The following is a 16645-nucleotide window of genomic DNA, read 5'->3' as shown; positions in this document are numbered from 1 at the left end:
GCGTTTCCGCAGGACGGCCTCTGGGCTGACGCTGTTGAGTTCGGATCAGGAGCGGGGGAGGCCCAGCAACTGCTCCGCCGCGACATTGCGCAGGATCTGCTCGGTGCCGCCCGCGATGGACAGGCAGCGGGTGAGCAGGAACTCGTACCGCACGTCGGCGGGGTCGTCGGGGCCGGCCACGGCACCGTCGGGACCGAGACTGCGCAGGCAGGCCTCGGCGACCGCCTGACGGTGCCGCACGCCCACCAGCTTGCGGACGCTGGACGCGGCGCCGGGGTCCTGGCCGCCGACGCTGGCGATGACGGCCCGCAGGTCGAGGAGCGAACAGGAGGCCGCTTCGGTGATCAGCGCGCCGAGCTCGCCGAGGTCGGCGTCCGCGCCCGGTTCGGCGATGAGCGCCTCGAGGCGGGCGCCCAGTCCCGAGCCGCTCATCGCGACCCGCTCGTTGGCGAGGGTCGTGCGGGCGAGCCGCCAGCCGCCGTTCACCGGGCCCACGACGCAGTCGTCGGGGACGAAGACGTCCTCGAGGAAGACCTCGTTGAACCGGACGTCGCCGGTGATCTCCCGGAGCGGCCGCACGTCCAGGCCGTCGGACAGCATGTCGACGAGGAAGTAGGTGATGCCCTTGTGCTTCGGCGCGTCGGGGTCGGTGCGGGCCAGGCAGATCGCCCAGTCCGCCTCGTGCGCGAGCGAGGTCCACACCTTCTGGCCCGTCAGCGACCAGCCGCCCTCGACCCGCGTCGCCTTCGTACGCAGTGACGCCAGATCGGAACCCGCCTCGGGCTCGCTGAACAGCTGGCACCAACTGATCTCGCCGAGTAGGGTCGGCCACACGAAACGCTCCGCCTGCTCTGGGGTGCCGTGTTCGAGGACGGTGGGAGCGGCCCACGCGCCGATCACGAGCGTCGGCCGTTCGATCCCGGCCGCCTCGAGCGCGCCGTCCAACACGATCTGCTCGGCGGGGCCCGCGCCGCGGCCGTAGGGCGGATCCCAGTGCGGCACCAGCAGTCCGGACTCCGCCAGCGCGCGCCGTTGCTCGCCCGCCGGCAGTTCCGCGATCGCCGCGACCTCCGCGGCGGCGCCGGCGTGATCGCCGTCCACCTCGTAGTCGAGCCCTCGGCGCACGCCCGAGCGGGCGAGTTCCGCGGCGCGCGTGCGCCAGCGCGGCGAATCGCCCAGCAGCGCCCGGAGCGCGGTCGCGCGACGCAGGTACAGGTGGGCGTCGTGCTCGAAGGTGAAGCCGATGCCGCCGAGCACCTGGATCGCGTCCTTGGCGTTCTCGACCGCGGCGTCGAGGGCCCCCGCGGCGGCGACAGCGGCGGCGAGCAGGTGCTCGGGGCCCGCGCCGAGGGATCGCGCCGCGTCCCACGCCAGCGCGGCGGATTGTTCTGAGCGGCAGAGCATGTCGGCCGCGATCTGTTTGATCGCCTGGAAGGAGCCGATCGGCTTGCCGAACTGCACGCGGACCTTGGCGTACTCGGCCGCCGTGCGCAGCGCCCAGGCGGCGACGCCCGCGGCCTCCGCGGCGGCGAACGCGGCGAGCGCCGCGCGGGCGTCGTCCGAGGTGACGCCGGGGACCAGGGTGTCGTCGCCGAAGGCGGGGTCCTCCAGGTGGATCCGCGCGAGCGGTCGCGAGGTATCGAGCCCGGCAACGGTTTCCACGACGACCCCGGGGTGCCCGGGTGGCAGCAGGTGCCACGTGCCCTCGGGAGAAGCGACGAGGAGATGCGAACCCGGGGTGGCGTCCGGGGCGAGCGAGCCGTCACCGTCGACGACGAGCGCCGCACGAGCCTCACCCGCGGCGAGTTCGGCCCGCACACCCGCGAGCCGGTCCGTCCCGCGCAGGTGACGTTCCAGCAGGACCCCGACCGCGACGGTGCCCGCGACCGGCCCGGGAGCGAGGACGGCGGTGGCGGCCTCGACAGCGGCGGCCGCGTCGTCGGCGGTCCCGCCGAACCCGCCCAGGTCCTCGCTCAGCGTGATGCCGAAGACCCCGATGTCGGCCAGACCGCGCCACGCCTTCTCCACGGCCCCGGGGTCGCCCGAACGGACGGCATCGACGGGGTGTGCGCGGTCCGCCCAGTCGCGGATCGAATCAGCTAGGGCGAGTTGGACATCGGTGAGCGCGAGGGCCATGGTCTCCGGGTTCTCCTTGGTCCCGCGTCAGCGGGGCTTGGCAGGGGTACTGGACGGTGCGGCGGCCCCGGAGGTCGCCGGCGCGGCGCTCGACGGTGCGCCGGAGGGCTTGGCGGCCGTCGCGCCCGCGGGGGCGCCCGACGGTGCCATCCGCAGCGTGACGGCCCCGGTGCGGCCGCGAACGGACGAGAGCGCGGTGTCGAGCAGCTGCCCGCCGTTGATGGTCGAGAGGGGCTCGGCGATGGCGCGCACCGACGGGAGCATCAGGTCGGACAGGTACTGCACGCTGGACGCCGAACGGTCCTCGAAGTTCTGGATGATCTTGAACAGCTCGAGCATGCCGTCCTTGATGACGTTCGGATAGTCGCCCTGGCTGATGTAGGACACGGAGTACGGCGCCATCTCGCCGTAGCCCTTGCCGAAGGTCCGCAGCGGCTGGTTCAGGCTCAGCAGCAGCGCGCCGACGTCGCCCGCGCGCGGGGTGATCGAGTTGAAGGACTGCATGAGGTCCTTGATGTCGGGCAGCTGCCGCAGGATCGACGTCGCGGTGAGCAGTGCGCCGGCGTCGATCGTGGGCACGGTCTGCTCGCCGGCGGGCAGGGCCTCGTCCGCGCGTGCGAGGAGACGCTGCACCGTCGCGGGATCGAGCTGCTTCATCAGGCGCGACAGCGAACTCGACAGCGCGCCGACGGTGGAATCAGCGGTGTCCACGACGCCCTCGAGGCGGGCGCCGTCGGGGACGGGCGCACCGTCGCCCTGGGCGATGGTCAGGTAGGTCTCGCCCAGCCCGGACAGGTTCTGGACCCGGACCTTCGCGCCGGAGGTGATCCGGGTGTCCTTGGCGTAGCGGACCTCGACCTCGACGCGGTCGGCGTTGACCGTGAGGGCGCGGACCTTGCCGACCTCGACGCCCCGGTCGAGGACCCGCGAACCCTCCTGCAGCCCGTTGGCGTCGGTCAGCTGGATGTAGGCGGTGCGCTGCCCCGAGGGCGAGAGCCACTGCACGCCCTGCTGTCCCAGGAGGAGCACCGACACGACGACGAGCGCGATCAGGCCGAGGGTGGAGGCGATTCCGGAACGGGTCATCGTGCCTGTCCGATCAGTCGGAGGACCTTGACCGTGCCTGGCGAGAGATCCTGCCCGCCCGCGCCGGTCACCGAATCGATCTTGACGACGGGCTTGTTCACGAACGGCACGAGGTTCTTGTTCACCAGGATCGATCCACCGTGAATCGCCGTGCCCAGCGACACCATGTCGGCCGTGAGCAGCTCGAACAGGTCCGACGAACTGTTCATCAGCGGGATCAGCCACGAGCCCTGTTGCAGCATGCCGCCGACGGCGGGCAGCAGGACGCCGATGTTCGACATCAGCTTGCCCTGGTTGCTCCAGTACTTGAGGTGGTAGGGCGACAACGTGTCCTTGAAGTTCTTCTCCTGCTTGGCCAGTCGGTCCGCCATCTCCGTGGCGGAGTCGAGCAGCCGGTTGACCTCGGCGGTCGACGACCCGATGCCCGTGACGTCGCGGCTCAGCTGATCGGAGAGCTGCTCGAACTGCGGGCGGTCCTTGGGCACCGCGGTGTTGAGCCGGTTGATCGTGCGGCTGATCTCCTGCACCGAGCCGCTGCCGAAGTAGTCCGCCAGGATGGTGAGCGTGCTCTCCACCGAGCGGGGCGGGCTCGTCTGCGTCAGGGGGACAACGGATCCCGCGCGGAGCGGCGTGGCGGAGGCGCTCGGCGTCTCCGGTGCCTCGAGCCGGACGTAGGCCTCACCCAACAGGGTGTCCTGCAGGACCGAGGCGTGGATGTCCGAGGGCAGCTCGACCGACTTGTCCACGCGGACGGTGACGGTGGCCGCGTCCTCACCGAGGTTGACCGCCTTGACCCGGCCGACGGTCAGCCCGCCGAGCGAGATCCGCGCACCGATGGGAAGGTTCAGGACGTCCGCGAACTGCAGCTTCACGTCGTACTGGTCGCCGTCGCCGATCGGGTTGCGCATGTCCATGTTCGCCGGGCTCACCGTGCATCCGGCGAGCATGACGCCGGCGGTCAGCGCGATCGCTGCGGCGACGGACCGGGGGAGCCAGCGGACGGGCTTCCGAGTGCCGAACATCATCGACCTCCCTGCAGGGGCAGCTGGAGCAGGTTGACGGTGGCGGTCTGCGCCTTGCCGGCGACGACCGAACAACTCCCCGGCGCCTGGGCGTTGATGCTCGCGCAGAGCTTCGCCGGATCGCTCGTCGCGACCGTGGTGACGGGGACCCCGGCGACGGTCACGGGGCCCTCGTCGCCGCCGCGGGGCAGGTACGGCGCGATCTGCGAGCCGAACACCGGGAGCGTCCGGGCGAGCGCCTCGTTCGAGCGCACGCCGGTCGCGGCGAGCCGCACCGCGTCGGCGGCCATCGTGCCGCCGGGCCGCAGGATGTGGCCGTAGCGGCGCATCGCATCGTCGCCCACCAGGAAGAACACCGGCAGCGTCTGGAAGATCTCCGACACCGCGGGGAAGGTGACCTTGCCGTACTGGTCCAACACGTTGCCCACGTGCTGCAGGGTGAGCAGCAACTCGCCCCACTGGGAGTCCATGCTCTGCATCAGCGGCCGGATATCGCTCACCACGGTGGTCACATCGCCGAGGAAGCCGGCCGGATCGCTGAGCAGAGTCGAGAGATTGGTGAGCGAGCGTGCGGCCTGCGGCGGCACCGACGGGCCGACCTCCGTGTCGAGTCGGGTGAGGAGCTTGCCGAGGTCCGCGGACGCGCCGCCCTCGGTGACCGAATCGACCAGCCGCGTTGCGGCGGATGTGGTCTCGGAGATCGACTTCGGTGTCGCCGTCCGGTCCCGGGTGATGCACGTTCCGGGCGAGAGCGTCGCGCCGGACGAGTAGTTGCCGACCAACTCGAGCGACCGGTCCGCGAGGATCGAGGTGGAGCGGGTGACGGCCTTCACGGTCGCCGGAAGGGTGCGGCCGGAAACGTCGAAGGTGACTTTCACGCCGTCGCCGTTCGGCTCGACCTTGCGCACCGAACCGATCTTCACGCCCATCTGGGTGACATCGTTGTTCGGGTAGAGGCCGATGCCGTCAGCCAGGTAGGCGCACTGGGTGGTGGAAGCGGCTGCGGCGGTGCCGATCGCAGCGGGTACCGTCGCGGCGACGAGCGCAGTGGCCGCCGCGATCAGGGAGATCCTCGCGGGGCGCATCAGCAGCTCACCGTCGCCGTCGGGAAGCAGAGGCGGCTGGCCAGCACCGCGTCCGGTGACATGGGCTTGCCCTGCTTCTCCAGGGTCTTCTGCATGGTGTCGATCGCCTTCTGCAGCTCGCCGATCATCGCGGGGATGGTCACGTTGGTCGTCTTCAGCGCGGACTCCATCTTGGCGAAGGCGTCGCCGAGCGTGTCGCGGTACTTCCAGTACAGGTCGAGGAAGGGTTTGATCTTGCCGAACATCCCGGCGAGGCCCTGATAGGCGATGCCGAAGTTCGCGGCGGTCTGATCGAGCGTGACGATCGCCAGAGACGCCTTGTGGATCATGTTCATGATGGTCTCGCGCTGCTTGGCGAAATCGGTGGTGTACTGCGTGCTGATGTTGACGATGCGCCCCACCTGGTCGCGCTGGTCGGTGAGCTGCCCGATGAGCGAGTTCACGCCCTTGACGATGTTGTCGACGGATCCCGGGTTCGAGTCGAGGCCCGTGCTCAGCGCCTTGATCGACGCGGCGAGTTGCGTCCGGTCGACCGGCACCAGCTTCTCGGGAGTGTCCTGCAGGAGGTCGCCGATGCTGTACGGCAGCTCCACCCGGGTGCGGGGGATCGGCTTGTCGCCCAGGGACGCCCGGCCCGCGGAGGTGACCGCGACGTAGAAGCCACCGGCGACGGTGAGCATGCGGACGGCGACGGAGGTCTGGTCGCCCACGAACACGGAGTCGTCGATGCGCGCCGTCACCTCGACATCGTCCTTGCGCAGTTCCACCGCGGAGATCGAGCCGATGCGCACGCCCGAGGCGCGCACCTCGACACCGGGTTTGATGAGCGCCGCGTCCTGGGTGACGAAGGTGAGTTCCTTCTGCCCCGGCGGGCGCAGGTACACGTACGCCAGGCCCGCCGTGATGAGGAGGGCGACGGCCACGGCGATCGCGCCGATCCGTGTGGTGCGGTTGATGAGTCCGCGCCAGGGCGGACGTCCGGTGAAGATCATTTCAGGCACACCGTCACATTCGTTCCACCGGTCAGCACGGTGACCTTGTTCGGGAGTTGCGCCGCGCCCTTCGAGCACGGTGCCGGCGGCGCGCCGAGGAGCGCGGCGACGCCGGTGAACAGACCGGGCAGCTTGCCCATGGCCTGGACGGCCGCGCCCGGATCCTTGAAGGCCGTGCGGACGAGGTTCTCCACATCGAGGTCCTTGGACAGGCCGAGCGCCGTGAGCACCCGGTTGGTCGCGGCGCCGAACCCGGGCCCGTACGTGGCGGTGCGCCGGAACTCGTCGAGGTTCTCGAGCACCTTCGTCAGCAGTAGGTCGAAGTTGACGATGAACTCCACGACCTGCGGTGAGTAGTCGTTGATCATGTTCGCGACCCGGGTGACGTTGTCGACGAGGGTCTTGATCACGGTCTGCCGGTCGGCCAGGTTCGCGGTGATCTTGTCGATCGCCCCGAAGGTCTGCGCCGCGGTGGTGTCGTCGCCCTGCAGCAGTCCGAGCAGGTTGCGGGTGAGATCGTTGACGTCCTCGGGGCTCAGCGTGCGCAGCACGGGCGCGAGACCGTTGAACAGGGTCGTGATGTCGAACGACGGGGTGGTGCGGCCCATCGGGATCGTCGAGGTGGGCACGCCGCCGGCGGAGGAGCCGGGCTGGACCTCGATGAACCGCTCGCCGGTGAGGTTGCGGTACTTGACCGCGACCCGAGTGGTCGAGGTGACGGGGTGGTCCTTCTGCGCCGAGAAGCCGACCACCGCCTCGTTGCCGTTCCCGTCGGCCGTGCTGCGGACGTCGACGGAGGTGACCTTGCCGATGAGCACGCCGCGCAGCCGCACGTCGCTGCCCACGCGCAGGCCCGACGCATCGGACAGATGCGCCTCGTAGCCGCGGGTCTCGCCGCCCGCCGGGTTGCGCAGCGCGGCGAAGATGCCCGCGGCGATGACCAGCGTGACGACGAGCGCGATGGCCAGGGTGACGGCGGCGCGTGTGTTCTTCGCGCGCATGTCAGCGGCCCCCCTCGAGCACTGAGGCGGCTGCCGGGATGCGGTCGGCGATGATGTTCATGCGCAGTGCGGTGCCCTCCGGAACGGTGATGAAAGCGTTGTTCAGGCCGGTGATCAACGGGACGATCTGGCGTGGGACGCTGACGGTGCGCATCACCTTGGTCGTGCTGTCCATGACGACGCGCAGCAGGACGGTGCCGGACGTGAACTCGGCCTCGTGCGAGCCGAACATGTCGGCGAGCGGGGTGAAGAAGCCGGTTCCCAGCAGGGTCGTCGTCTTGTCGATCTTGTCGTAGTTGTTGACGGTGTAGTCGAGGGTGCCGGCGGCCTCGCCGCCGCGCATCTGCGGGACGAACCATCCTTCGAATGCGCCCTCGACCAGGCCCGGCACCCCGTCGAGCGTGGTACGCACGGTGTGCAGCGTGGTCGCGATGGGCACCTTGACGGTGAGCGCGTTCTGCTGCTCGACGGAGAACGCGACCTGCAGCAGCGGGGTGATGGCCTGCGTGTACGCGGTGGCCTTCTTGGTGACCTCGATCAGCTTCGGCGTCATCACCCCCGAGACGGAGACTGCGCTCCGCGTGAGCAGGTCGGAGATGGTGTCGTTGCTGGACGTGGGGCGCAGGGTGCTGCCGGAGCGAAGGTCCCCGCCGCCCTTGCCCGGGACCAGGGCCATCTCGGTGACACCGAAGTAGTTGCCGGGCTGGTACCGCACCGACAGTGCGTCGGTCAGGCCGCGGATGCTCCCGCGATCCAGCCGGACCGAGACCTTGGCCTGGCCCGCGCGGGGGATCACGACGGACTGGACCTCGCCGACCGGGACGCCGCGGAGCGTGACCCGCGTGCCGGCCTTCACGCCCGGGCCCACGTCCGCGGATTCGACGGTGACCGCGAGGCGGCTGTCCGATGCGGGGATGCGCGAGGAGATGAAGCCGGCCAGGGCCGCGACCAGGATGACCGCGACCGTCGCGGCGCCCACGACGAAGAAGACCCGCTGCTGGCGTTGCGGTGTGCCACCGAGCAATTCGTACACGGCTCCCCCTAACCCTTGAACACGATCTCGGGCGTGAGGCCCCACATCGCGATGGTCATGATGAAGTCGAGCGTCAGCACGGTGACGAGGCTCGCTCGTACGGCGCGCCCGCTCGCGAGGCCGACGCCCTCCGGGCCACCCTTGGCGAAGTACCCGTAGTAGCAGTGGATGATCGTGACGGCCGCGCAGAAGACGACGGCCTTGACCGTGGACAGCGCGATGTCGCCGGGGCTGAGGAACTGCTCGAAGTAGTGGTTGTAGGTGCCCTGCGCCTGGCCGTGGAAGACGACCACGATGAGCTTGCAGGTGAGGAAGCTCAGCAGCAGCGTGAGCAGGTACGCGGGGAGCACCACGACGATGCCGGCGATCAGGCGGGTGCTGACCACGTACGGGATCGACCGGATACCGAGCGCCTCCACGGCGTCGATCTCCTCCGCGATCCGCATCGAGCCGATCTGCGCGGTCATCCGGCAGCCGGCCTGCGCGGCGAAGCCGATGCCCGCGGAGATGGGGATCATCTCGCGGATGTTCGCGAGGCCGCCGATGACGCCGGTGAGTGGGCCGAAGCCGATGAGGTTCAGGCCCGCGTAGGCCTCGATCGCGACCGCGGCACCGCTGGCGGCGCCGAGGATGACCATCATGACGACCACGCCGCCGTCGACGATCACGGATCCGCGGCCCCACGCGAGTTGTTTGAGCACCCGCGAGGTCTCCCCGCGGTACCTCTTGAGCGCGAGGGGGACCAGGTAGATCGACTGCGCGACGAAGACGACGGCCTCGCCGATCCGGGCCACGAGCCCCGCAGGACCCGAGGCGAGGGGGCTGCGCTTCGGCTTCGCCTCGGGAGTCCCGGCCGGAGCGGGCGCGTTCGTGGTCATCTCAGGCCACCTGACTCGGGAAGAACATCGTCTGCAGCTGAGTCAGTCCCAGGAAGGAGAGGAAGATCAGCGTGATCGACAGCACCACAGAGGAGTTCACACCGTCGGCGACGCCGCGCGGGCCGCCCGAGGCCTCCAGGCCGCGGAGGCCGGCCACCAGACCGACGATCATCGCCCCGGTCTCGGCCTTGAGCACGGCGAAGGCGAGGTCCGACGGTGCCGAGAAGGCGCCGAACGACGACCAGAAGCCGCCGGAGCTGAGCCCGAACTGCCACACCGAGACCGTGAGCGCGACGATCATCGCGACCGCCACGATCGCCACCAGCAGCATCGGCGCGATGAGCATCAGCGCGAGCATGCGGGGTGCAATGAGCCGGGCGATCGGGTCGACGCCCATGACCTGCATGGCCTGCAGCTCCTCACGCACCGTACGGGACCCGAGGTCGGCCGCGATGGCCGAGGCGCACACGCCGCCCAGCAACACGCCGGTGGCGAGCGGCGCACCCTGGCGGATGATGCCGATGCCACTGGCCGCGCCGACCAGGGAGTTCGCCCCGACGGTGTCGACCAGTGCGCCGACCTGCACCGACACCACCGCGCCGAACGGGATCGCGACGAGGATCGCGGGCAGAGTGGTCACTCGCAGCAGCGTGACGGCCTGAGTGATCGTCTCGCCGACTGCGAAGTTCCGCTTGAGGACGCCGCGCACCGTCCAGGTGATGATCTGCCCGGCCAACAGGACCGACCGACCGACCGTGGACAGACTCTTGGTGAAGATCGCCGCCAACTGATACAGCCGGTACAGCGCCGCGGCCCTCATGCCGTGCCTGACGAACGCGCCATCGTCTGTCCCTCTCCCTCAATTATCGGAAGGAGCGTATCAACTGCCGCGGCAGAACTAGTACGTGTTTCAGTTTTTTGATCCGAGACCGGTCGTGACCAGGTGGTTCGTCAGTCCTTGATCAGGAGGTCGACGGCCACGGAGAGGCGCTTCTGCACCTCGGTGGCGGACGCGCGGTGCGTCACCCAGGCGACGAGGTTCGCCATCCAGACGTCGGCGATGAGGTGGAAGGTGTCGCGCTGGCGATCGTCCGGGTCCTCCACGCCGAGCGCGTGCGCGAACATGTCCTCCAGCAGGCGGCCGACCCGCTCCACCTCGGCGGCGGCGGTCGCGTCCGCGAACATGAACGCCCGCACCATGGCCTCGGTCAGCAGTGGTGCGCGCTGCAGCGCCTCGGTGTTGCGGTCCAGAACGAACATCAGCCGCTCGGCCGACGTGTCGCCGGGGATCTGGGCCTTCCCGATCCGCTCGCCCGCCCGCTCGAACTGGCTGACCAGGCCCGCGACCAGGAGATGCACCTTCGACGGGAAGTACCGGTACAGCGTGCCGAGCGCGACGTCCGCCTTCTTCGCCACCGCCCGCATCTGCACAGCGTCGTAGCCGCCCTTACGGGCCAGCGCCAACGTGGCGTCGATGATGCGCTTGCGCCGCTCGCGCTGCCCCGCGGTGTCGAGGTCCTCCCGCGGTGGAGCTGCGGTGGCGGTGGCGGTAGCGGCGGGGGTGCCTTCGGGCGGCATGGGTGGTCACCTCGTGGATCTCGTCGGCCGCCGGTCGATGGTCCGGACGGTCGGTCGCGTCTGATGTCGCGACAATTGAAACAGGTTTTCGCGCCGGACCTGTGCTTTCCGCGGTGGTTCGGTCGAAGATCACACGATTTCCGGCGTCAGCGCGCCGTCTCCCGGCGCGCGTAGGCGGCTTCCACGCCGGCCTTGCCCGGCTCCCACCACGCGCGGTTGCGCCGGTACCACTCGACGGTGTCGCGCAGGCCCGCATCGAGATCGGCGTGCGTGGGCTCCCAGCCGAGTTCGCGCCGGAGCCTGCTCGAGTCGATCGCGTACCGCAGGTCGTGGCCCGCGCGATCGGGGACGACGTCGAAGTCGTCCGCCGGGCGGCCCATCACCTCGAGCAGGGTGCGGAGCACCTCGCGGTTGGACCGCTCGCCGTCGGCCCCGATGAGGTAGGTCTCGCCGATCTCGCCCCGGTCGAGGATGGTCCAGACCGCGTCGTTGTGATCGTCGACGTGGATCCAGTCGCGAACGTTCGCGCCCGCGCCGTAGAGCTTGGGGCGCTCGCCGCTGAGAATGTTGGTGATCTGTCGCGGGATGAACTTCTCGACGTGCTGGTACGGCCCGTAGTTGTTGGAGCAGTTGGAGATCGTGGCCCGCACGCCGAAGCTGCGCACCCACGCCCGCACCAGGTGGTCCGACGACGCCTTGGAGGCCGAGTACGGGCTCGACGGGCGGTACGGCGTGTCCTCGGTGAATCGCTCCGGGGTGTCCAGCGGGAGGTCGCCGAAGACCTCGTCGGTGGAGATGTGGTGCAGGCGGACGTCGTGCCGGCGCACGGCGTCGAGCAGGACCGCCGTGCCGCGGATGTTGGTGTCCAGGAAGGGCCACGGATCGCTCAGCGAATTGTCGTTGTGCGTATCGGCGGCGAAGTTGACCACCGCGTCGGCGCCGGCGACGACCTCGTCGACGACCGCGGGGTCGACGATCGAGCCCTTGACGAAGTCGATCCGCTCGCGCACCTCGTCCAGCGAGGACTCGTTGGCGGCGTAGGTGAGTGCGTCCAGGATCGTGATCCGCACGTCCGGGCGGGTCGCCACCGTGCGGCGGACGAAGTTCGCGCCGATGAAGCCGGCGCCGCCGGTGACCACGATGTGCATATGCACACAATACTTACCGTGGGTGGGAAGTTATTGTTTGTATATGCGAGGGATCATTCTGGCCGGAGGCACGGGGAGCCGGCTGCATCCGATCACCGTCGGCGTCAGCAAACAGCTACTACCCGTCTACGACAAGCCGATGGTCCACTACCCGCTGTCGACGCTCATGCTGGCGGGGATCCGCGAGATCCTCGTGGTCACCACGCCGGAGGACGCCGCGCAGTTCCGTCGGCTGCTCGGTGACGGCTCGCAGTTCGGCGTGCACATCGACTACGTCGTGCAGCCCAGCCCCGACGGCCTCGCCCAGGCCTTCGTGCTCGGCGCCGACTTCATCGGTGATCAGACCGTGGCGCTCATCTTGGGCGACAACATCTTCTACGGGCCGGGCCTCGGCTCGCAGCTGCGACGCTTCGACGGGATCGAGGGGGGCGCGGTCTTCGCGTACCGGGTCGCCGATCCGCGGGCCTACGGGGTCATCGAGTTCGACGGTGCCGGCCGCGCCATCGGCTTCGAGGAGAAGCCGGAGCGGCCGCGCTCGCAGTACGCGGTGCCGGGCCTGTACTTCTACGACCCCTCGGTCGTCGAGGTCGCCCGGAACCTGAGGCCCTCGGCGCGCGGCGAGTACGAGATCACCGATGTGAACCGGCATTACCTGGACGAGGGGCGGCTCGCCGTCGAGGTGCTGCCGCGGGGGACCGCGTGGCTGGACACGGGCACGTTCGACGCCCTCGCCGATGCCACGGGCTACGTACGTGCGGTGGAACAGCGGCAGGGCACCAAGATCGGCGCGCCCGAGGAGGTCGCGTGGCGCAACGGTTTCATCGACGACGCGCAACTGCTCGCGCACGCCGATCGGCTCGACAAGTCGGGCTACGGCGGCTACCTGCGCGGACTGCTCGAGGAGGGCACGCGATGAACGTGCAGGAATTGTCGATCGCCGGCGCGTTCGTGCTCGATCCGGTCGTCCGACCCGATGAGCGTGGCGAGTTCTTCGAGCTGTTCAAGGGAACCGCGTTCCGCGCGGCCACGGGACGCGGACTCGTGGTCGCGCAGACCAACGTGTCCGTCAACCGCGCGGGCGCGGTACGCGGCATCCACTACGCGGATGTCCCTCCGGGGCAGGCGAAGCTGGTCGCGTGCCTCCACGGATCCGCCCTCGACGTGATCGTCGACCTGCGGGTCGGCTCGCCGACCTTCGGCGCCGTCGAGACGGTGCGTCTGGACGACGAGGCGCATCGCACGGTCTACGTCGCCGAGGGGCTCGGGCACGGTTTCTGTGCCCTGACCGACGGTGCCGTGGTCGCGTATCACGTGTCTTCCGAGTACAACCCGTCCGCCGAGCACGGCGTGGATCCGCTGGACCCGGACCTCGGGATCGACTGGCCGAGTGAGGTCCAGCCGATCCTGTCCGAGAAGGACACGGCGGCACCGTCGCTGGCGGAGGCTCTCGCGGCGGGCGCGCTGCCGCGGTGGCTCGGCTGAATCAGTCCTGTTCCGAACGGTTCTCCCGCACCCGACGCTCGAGGAGGCCGCGTTCGCCCTCGTTGCGGGTGCGGCGGGCGGCATCGTCGAACTGTCCGGCGGCCTCGGCGTGCCGGCCGGCCCGTTCCAGGAGATCTCCACGGACGCTCGGCAGGAGCGGGGAATCACCGAGCGCGCCCGGATCGACGGCGTCGAGCACCGCCAATCCCGCCTCCGGCCCGTGGGCGCGTCCGTGCGCCACAGCGCGGTTCACCTCGACGACGGGGCCGGGTGCAGCCTCGGCGAGTGCGTCGTAGAGCGCCGCGATCCTCGTCCAATCCGTCTCGCCGGGTGCTCCGGCGCGAGCGTGCTGGGCGGCGATCTCCGCCTGCAGGAAGTACCGGCCCACCGGGATGCCCCGCGCCGCCAGGGATTCTGCGCGGTCGAGGGCGGCGAGGCCCCGGCGGATCAGCAGGGCGTCCCACCGGCCACGGTCCTGATCATCGAGCAGGACCGGCGCACCGTCGGAGTCCGTGCGCGCGTCGAGGCGCGAGCCCTGGAGTTCGAGCAGGGCCTGCAGGCCGTGGGCCTCGGGCTCGTCCGGCGCGAGCCCGGCGAGCATCCGCGCGAGCCGGATGCCCTCGCGAGCCAGTTCCGGCCGCATCCAGTCATCGCCGGCGGTGGCCGTGTAGCCCTCGGTGAAGATCAGGTAGATCACGGCCATCACATCGTCGAGACGGCGGGTGCGCTCCTCGCCGGTGGGCAGCTCGAACTCCGCGCGGGCGGTGGTCAAGGTCTTCTTCGCGCGTGAGATCCGTTGCCCCATGGTCTTCTCCGGAACCAGGAAGCCGCGAGCGATCTCGGCGGTGGTGAGGCCGCCCACCACGCGGAGCGTCAGCGCCGCACGCGACTCCGGCGTGAGCGAGGGGTGGCAGGACAGGAAGATCAGGCGCAGCGCGTCGTCCTCGATGAAGTCGACCTGCGCGTCGAGGTCGGGCATACCGTCGTCCTCCCGCAGGCCGCGGCCGATCTCCTCGGTCTTGCGGCGCAGGGTCTCGGCGCGGCGGATGGAATCGACGCCGCGGCGCTTCGCGGTGGTCATCAGCCACGCCGCCGGGTTGGTGGGGACCCCGGTCGCGGGCCACTGTTCCAGCGCGGCGACCAACGCGTCCTGCGCGAGGTCCTCCGCGAGCTGGATGCTGCGGGTCATGCGGGTCAGCGCGCCGACGAGGCGCGTCGATTCCGCCCGCCAGGTGGCGGTGATCGTTTCGGCGGTGGTCCCGGCTGGCACTCGACCAGCGTAGGCGGGACCACCGCCGAAGCGTCGGCGGACGGGCCGTCAGGCGTCCGCCGGGGTCGGCGGCTCGTCCGAGATCTGCCGCAGCGTGGAGACCATGTTCAGCTCGGGCCAGTGGGTGGCGTGCAGCTGGGCGAACTCCTCCGACGCGACGATCGCCTCCTCGAGGGTGTCGTACTGCAGCAGCGACCAGCCGCCGACGATCTCCTTCGACTCGGCGTAGGGTCCGTCGACCCGAGTGATCTCGCCCTTGCGGACGACGAAGTTCACCGCGTCCTCCGTGCCGTACAGGCCGCCGCCGTCGAGGAAGTGGCCCTTCGCGGCCTGCTCCCCGATGTAGACGTCCATCGCGTCGAAGAGTGCCTGGGGCGGCGCGCCGACCTCGGGGCCCTCTGCCATCCGTACGAATCCCATGAAACGAGGCATGTCGATCAGTCCTTCTCTGTGGTGGGTGGAGCGTGTCTCACCCGTACGTCGAACGGGGCGACCCCGCTTCGACATCATCCCCACAGAAGGTTTCCCGCGATCGGTGAACGTCGCGATCCGGCAGCAGCGGTCAGAGCGCGGTGAGGACGGGCAGCGGCGGCAGCGAGGTCTCGTACAGCCACGCCCGCCACAGTTCGCGGAGCGGCTCGGGGCTGTGCTTCGCGGCCAGGGTCACGATGTCGTCGGTGGACACCGACTGATGGGCGAACTCGGAGGTCCACTCGTGCAGGAGGGAGAAGAACGCCGGATCGCCCAGCGCCACCCGTAGCGCGTGCACGGTGAGTGCGCCGCGCTTGTACACCCGGTCGTCGAACATCAGGTCCGGGCCCGGATCGCCGACGACGATGTCGGTGGGCGACGCCGCCAGCTTCGCGTAGTACCGCGCCGCCATCTGCTGGGTCGTGGCCTCGCCGCACTCCTGGGCCCACAGCCACTCGGAATAGCAGGCGAATCCCTCGTGCAGCCAGATGTCCTTCCACCGGGTCAGCGTCAGGGAGTTGCCGAACCACTGGTGGGCCAGCTCGTGGGCCACGAGCCGTTCGGCGTGCCGCGTACCGTCGCAGTGGTTGGCCCCGAAGATCGAGACGGTCTGGGCCTCGACGGGGATCTCCAGCGTGTCGTCCGTGACGACGACCGTGTACTCGGGGAACGGGTACGGTCCGAACCAGCGGGTGAAGGCGCGCATGATGCGCTCCTGGTTGCCGAAGCTGCGCTGGAAGTCGGAGGTCAGCCGCGCGGGGACGGCGGCCCGGATCGGCACCGGCTTGTCGGCGACCTTGAGCAGGTCGTACGCGCCGATCTGGATGGTGGCCAGGTACGACGCCATCGGGGCGGCCTGCTCGTAGACCCAGGTGGTGTGCGCGGCCGAGACCTTCCGGGAGACCAGCTTTCCGTTGGACACCACACGGTAGGGGGAGTCCGTGGTGATGGTGATGCGGTACGAGGCCTTGGACGCCGGATGGTCGTCGCAGGGGAACCACGACGGTGCACCGCTCGGCTGCGAGGCGACGATCACGCCCTCCGACAGCTCCTCCCAGCCGACCTCGCCCCACGTGGAACGGATCGGCCGGGGCGTGCCCGCGTACCGGATCGAGATGGTCATCGCCGCGCCGGCGGGGACCGCGTCGGCGAGCGTGAGCGTGAGCTTGCCCCCACGGTGTGCATAGCGCTGCGGGCGGCGACCGTTGACCGAGATCTTCGACGCGGTGAGTGCGTCCGACAGGTCGAGGGAGAAGCGTTTGAGCGGCTCGGAGGCCGTCGCGGTGATCTCGGCCTTACCGTCGAGCCGGTTGCTCTCGACCTTGTAGGTCAGCTCCAGGTCGTACCGCGACACCCGGTAGCCCGGATTGCCGTGGCCGGGGATGTACGGATCCACCGCGCGCGCGTGCTGCGGATTCGGTGCGGCAACGAGCTTCGGGCCGACCGATTTGCGCACCACGGAT

At 69.9% G+C, this 16645-nt stretch carries 16 protein-coding genes; 2 read left to right on the top strand and 14 right to left on the bottom strand.

Annotation, left to right across the window (positions count from 1 at the left end; translation table 11 throughout):
- Positions 1-45: 45 nt before the first annotated feature.
- The 11 genes from AXK60_RS11405 to rfbB all read right to left on the bottom strand — a co-directional run bounded on the left by AXK60_RS11405 (position 46) and on the right by rfbB (position 11959).
- The gene (locus tag AXK60_RS11405) at positions 46-2136 is read right to left on the bottom strand and encodes an acyl-CoA dehydrogenase family protein (RefSeq protein ID WP_068571239.1); all 2091 of its coding nucleotides are present in this window, start codon (positions 2134-2136) and stop codon (positions 46-48) included.
- Positions 2137-2163: 27 nt separating this feature from the next.
- On the bottom strand, positions 2164-3222 hold the full coding sequence (locus AXK60_RS11400; RefSeq protein WP_068571238.1) for an MlaD family protein: 1059 nt from the start codon (positions 3220-3222) through the stop codon (positions 2164-2166).
- Positions 3219-4244, bottom strand: a complete 1026-nt coding sequence (locus tag AXK60_RS11395; protein WP_068571237.1) for an MlaD family protein — start codon at positions 4242-4244, stop codon at positions 3219-3221. Before AXK60_RS11395 ends, AXK60_RS11400 begins: the two co-directional genes overlap by 4 nt.
- Positions 4244-5329 (bottom strand): MlaD family protein, encoded by a 1086-nt coding sequence (locus AXK60_RS11390; protein ID WP_068571236.1) that lies wholly within the window; start codon positions 5327-5329, stop codon positions 4244-4246. Before AXK60_RS11390 ends, AXK60_RS11395 begins: the two co-directional genes overlap by 1 nt.
- Positions 5329-6321 (bottom strand): MlaD family protein, encoded by a 993-nt coding sequence (locus AXK60_RS11385; RefSeq protein ID WP_068571235.1) that lies wholly within the window; start codon positions 6319-6321, stop codon positions 5329-5331. Before AXK60_RS11385 ends, AXK60_RS11390 begins: the two co-directional genes overlap by 1 nt.
- Entirely contained in the window at positions 6318-7322 is a 1005-nt protein-coding gene (locus tag AXK60_RS11380; protein ID WP_068571234.1) for an MlaD family protein, read from the bottom strand. The genes AXK60_RS11385 and AXK60_RS11380 overlap by 4 nt, the downstream gene beginning before the upstream one ends.
- A gap of 1 nt (position 7323) precedes the next feature.
- Positions 7324-8355: an MlaD family protein gene (locus AXK60_RS11375; protein WP_068571233.1), complete on the bottom strand. Its 1032-nt coding sequence runs from the start codon at positions 8353-8355 to the stop codon at positions 7324-7326.
- Positions 8356-8363: 8 nt separating this feature from the next.
- Positions 8364-9233 (bottom strand): MlaE family ABC transporter permease, encoded by an 870-nt coding sequence (locus AXK60_RS11370; RefSeq protein ID WP_082777969.1) that lies wholly within the window; start codon positions 9231-9233, stop codon positions 8364-8366.
- Position 9234: 1 nt separating this feature from the next.
- Positions 9235-10053, bottom strand: coding sequence for an MlaE family ABC transporter permease (locus AXK60_RS11365; protein WP_068571232.1), 819 nt, complete (start codon positions 10051-10053; stop codon positions 9235-9237).
- Positions 10054-10184: 131 nt separating this feature from the next.
- Positions 10185-10811 (bottom strand): cholesterol catabolism transcriptional regulator KstR, encoded by a 627-nt coding sequence (gene kstR / locus AXK60_RS11360; protein WP_068571231.1) that lies wholly within the window; start codon positions 10809-10811, stop codon positions 10185-10187.
- A gap of 146 nt (positions 10812-10957) precedes the next feature.
- Positions 10958-11959 (bottom strand): dTDP-glucose 4,6-dehydratase, encoded by a 1002-nt coding sequence (rfbB, locus tag AXK60_RS11355; protein WP_068571230.1) that lies wholly within the window; start codon positions 11957-11959, stop codon positions 10958-10960.
- 43 nt (positions 11960-12002) lie between these two features.
- On the opposite strand from rfbB, the gene rfbA reads away from it, so the two are divergent.
- Together rfbA and rfbC are read left to right on the top strand one after the other, a co-directional pair.
- Positions 12003-12875, top strand: coding sequence for a glucose-1-phosphate thymidylyltransferase RfbA (gene rfbA / locus AXK60_RS11350; RefSeq protein ID WP_068571229.1), 873 nt, complete (start codon positions 12003-12005; stop codon positions 12873-12875).
- Positions 12872-13441 (top strand): dTDP-4-dehydrorhamnose 3,5-epimerase, encoded by a 570-nt coding sequence (gene rfbC / locus AXK60_RS11345; RefSeq protein WP_217491780.1) that lies wholly within the window; start codon positions 12872-12874, stop codon positions 13439-13441. Before rfbA ends, rfbC begins: the two co-directional genes overlap by 4 nt.
- A 1-nt stretch (position 13442) precedes the next feature.
- Here the strand turns inward: rfbC and AXK60_RS11340 are convergent, their stop codons facing one another.
- From AXK60_RS11340 to AXK60_RS11330, 3 genes are all read right to left on the bottom strand, one after another.
- The gene (locus AXK60_RS11340) at positions 13443-14711 is read right to left on the bottom strand and encodes an RNA polymerase sigma factor (protein WP_068571228.1); all 1269 of its coding nucleotides are present in this window, start codon (positions 14709-14711) and stop codon (positions 13443-13445) included.
- 48 nt (positions 14712-14759) lie between these two features.
- Positions 14760-15116: a YciI family protein gene (locus AXK60_RS11335; RefSeq protein ID WP_231855492.1), complete on the bottom strand. Its 357-nt coding sequence runs from the start codon at positions 15114-15116 to the stop codon at positions 14760-14762.
- A 157-nt stretch (positions 15117-15273) separates the two neighbouring features.
- Positions 15274-16638 carry a M1 family metallopeptidase gene (locus AXK60_RS11330; RefSeq protein WP_068571505.1) on the bottom strand — a complete coding sequence of 455 codons (1365 nt, stop codon included), beginning with the start codon at positions 16636-16638 and terminating at the stop codon, positions 15274-15276.
- Between the last annotated feature and the right edge of the window lie 7 nt (positions 16639-16645).

The organism is Tsukamurella pseudospumae, assembly GCF_001575195.1.
Taxonomy (GTDB): Bacteria; Actinomycetota; Actinomycetes; order Mycobacteriales; family Mycobacteriaceae; genus Tsukamurella; species Tsukamurella pseudospumae.
This window is presented reverse-complemented; position numbering and strand designations above follow the sequence as displayed.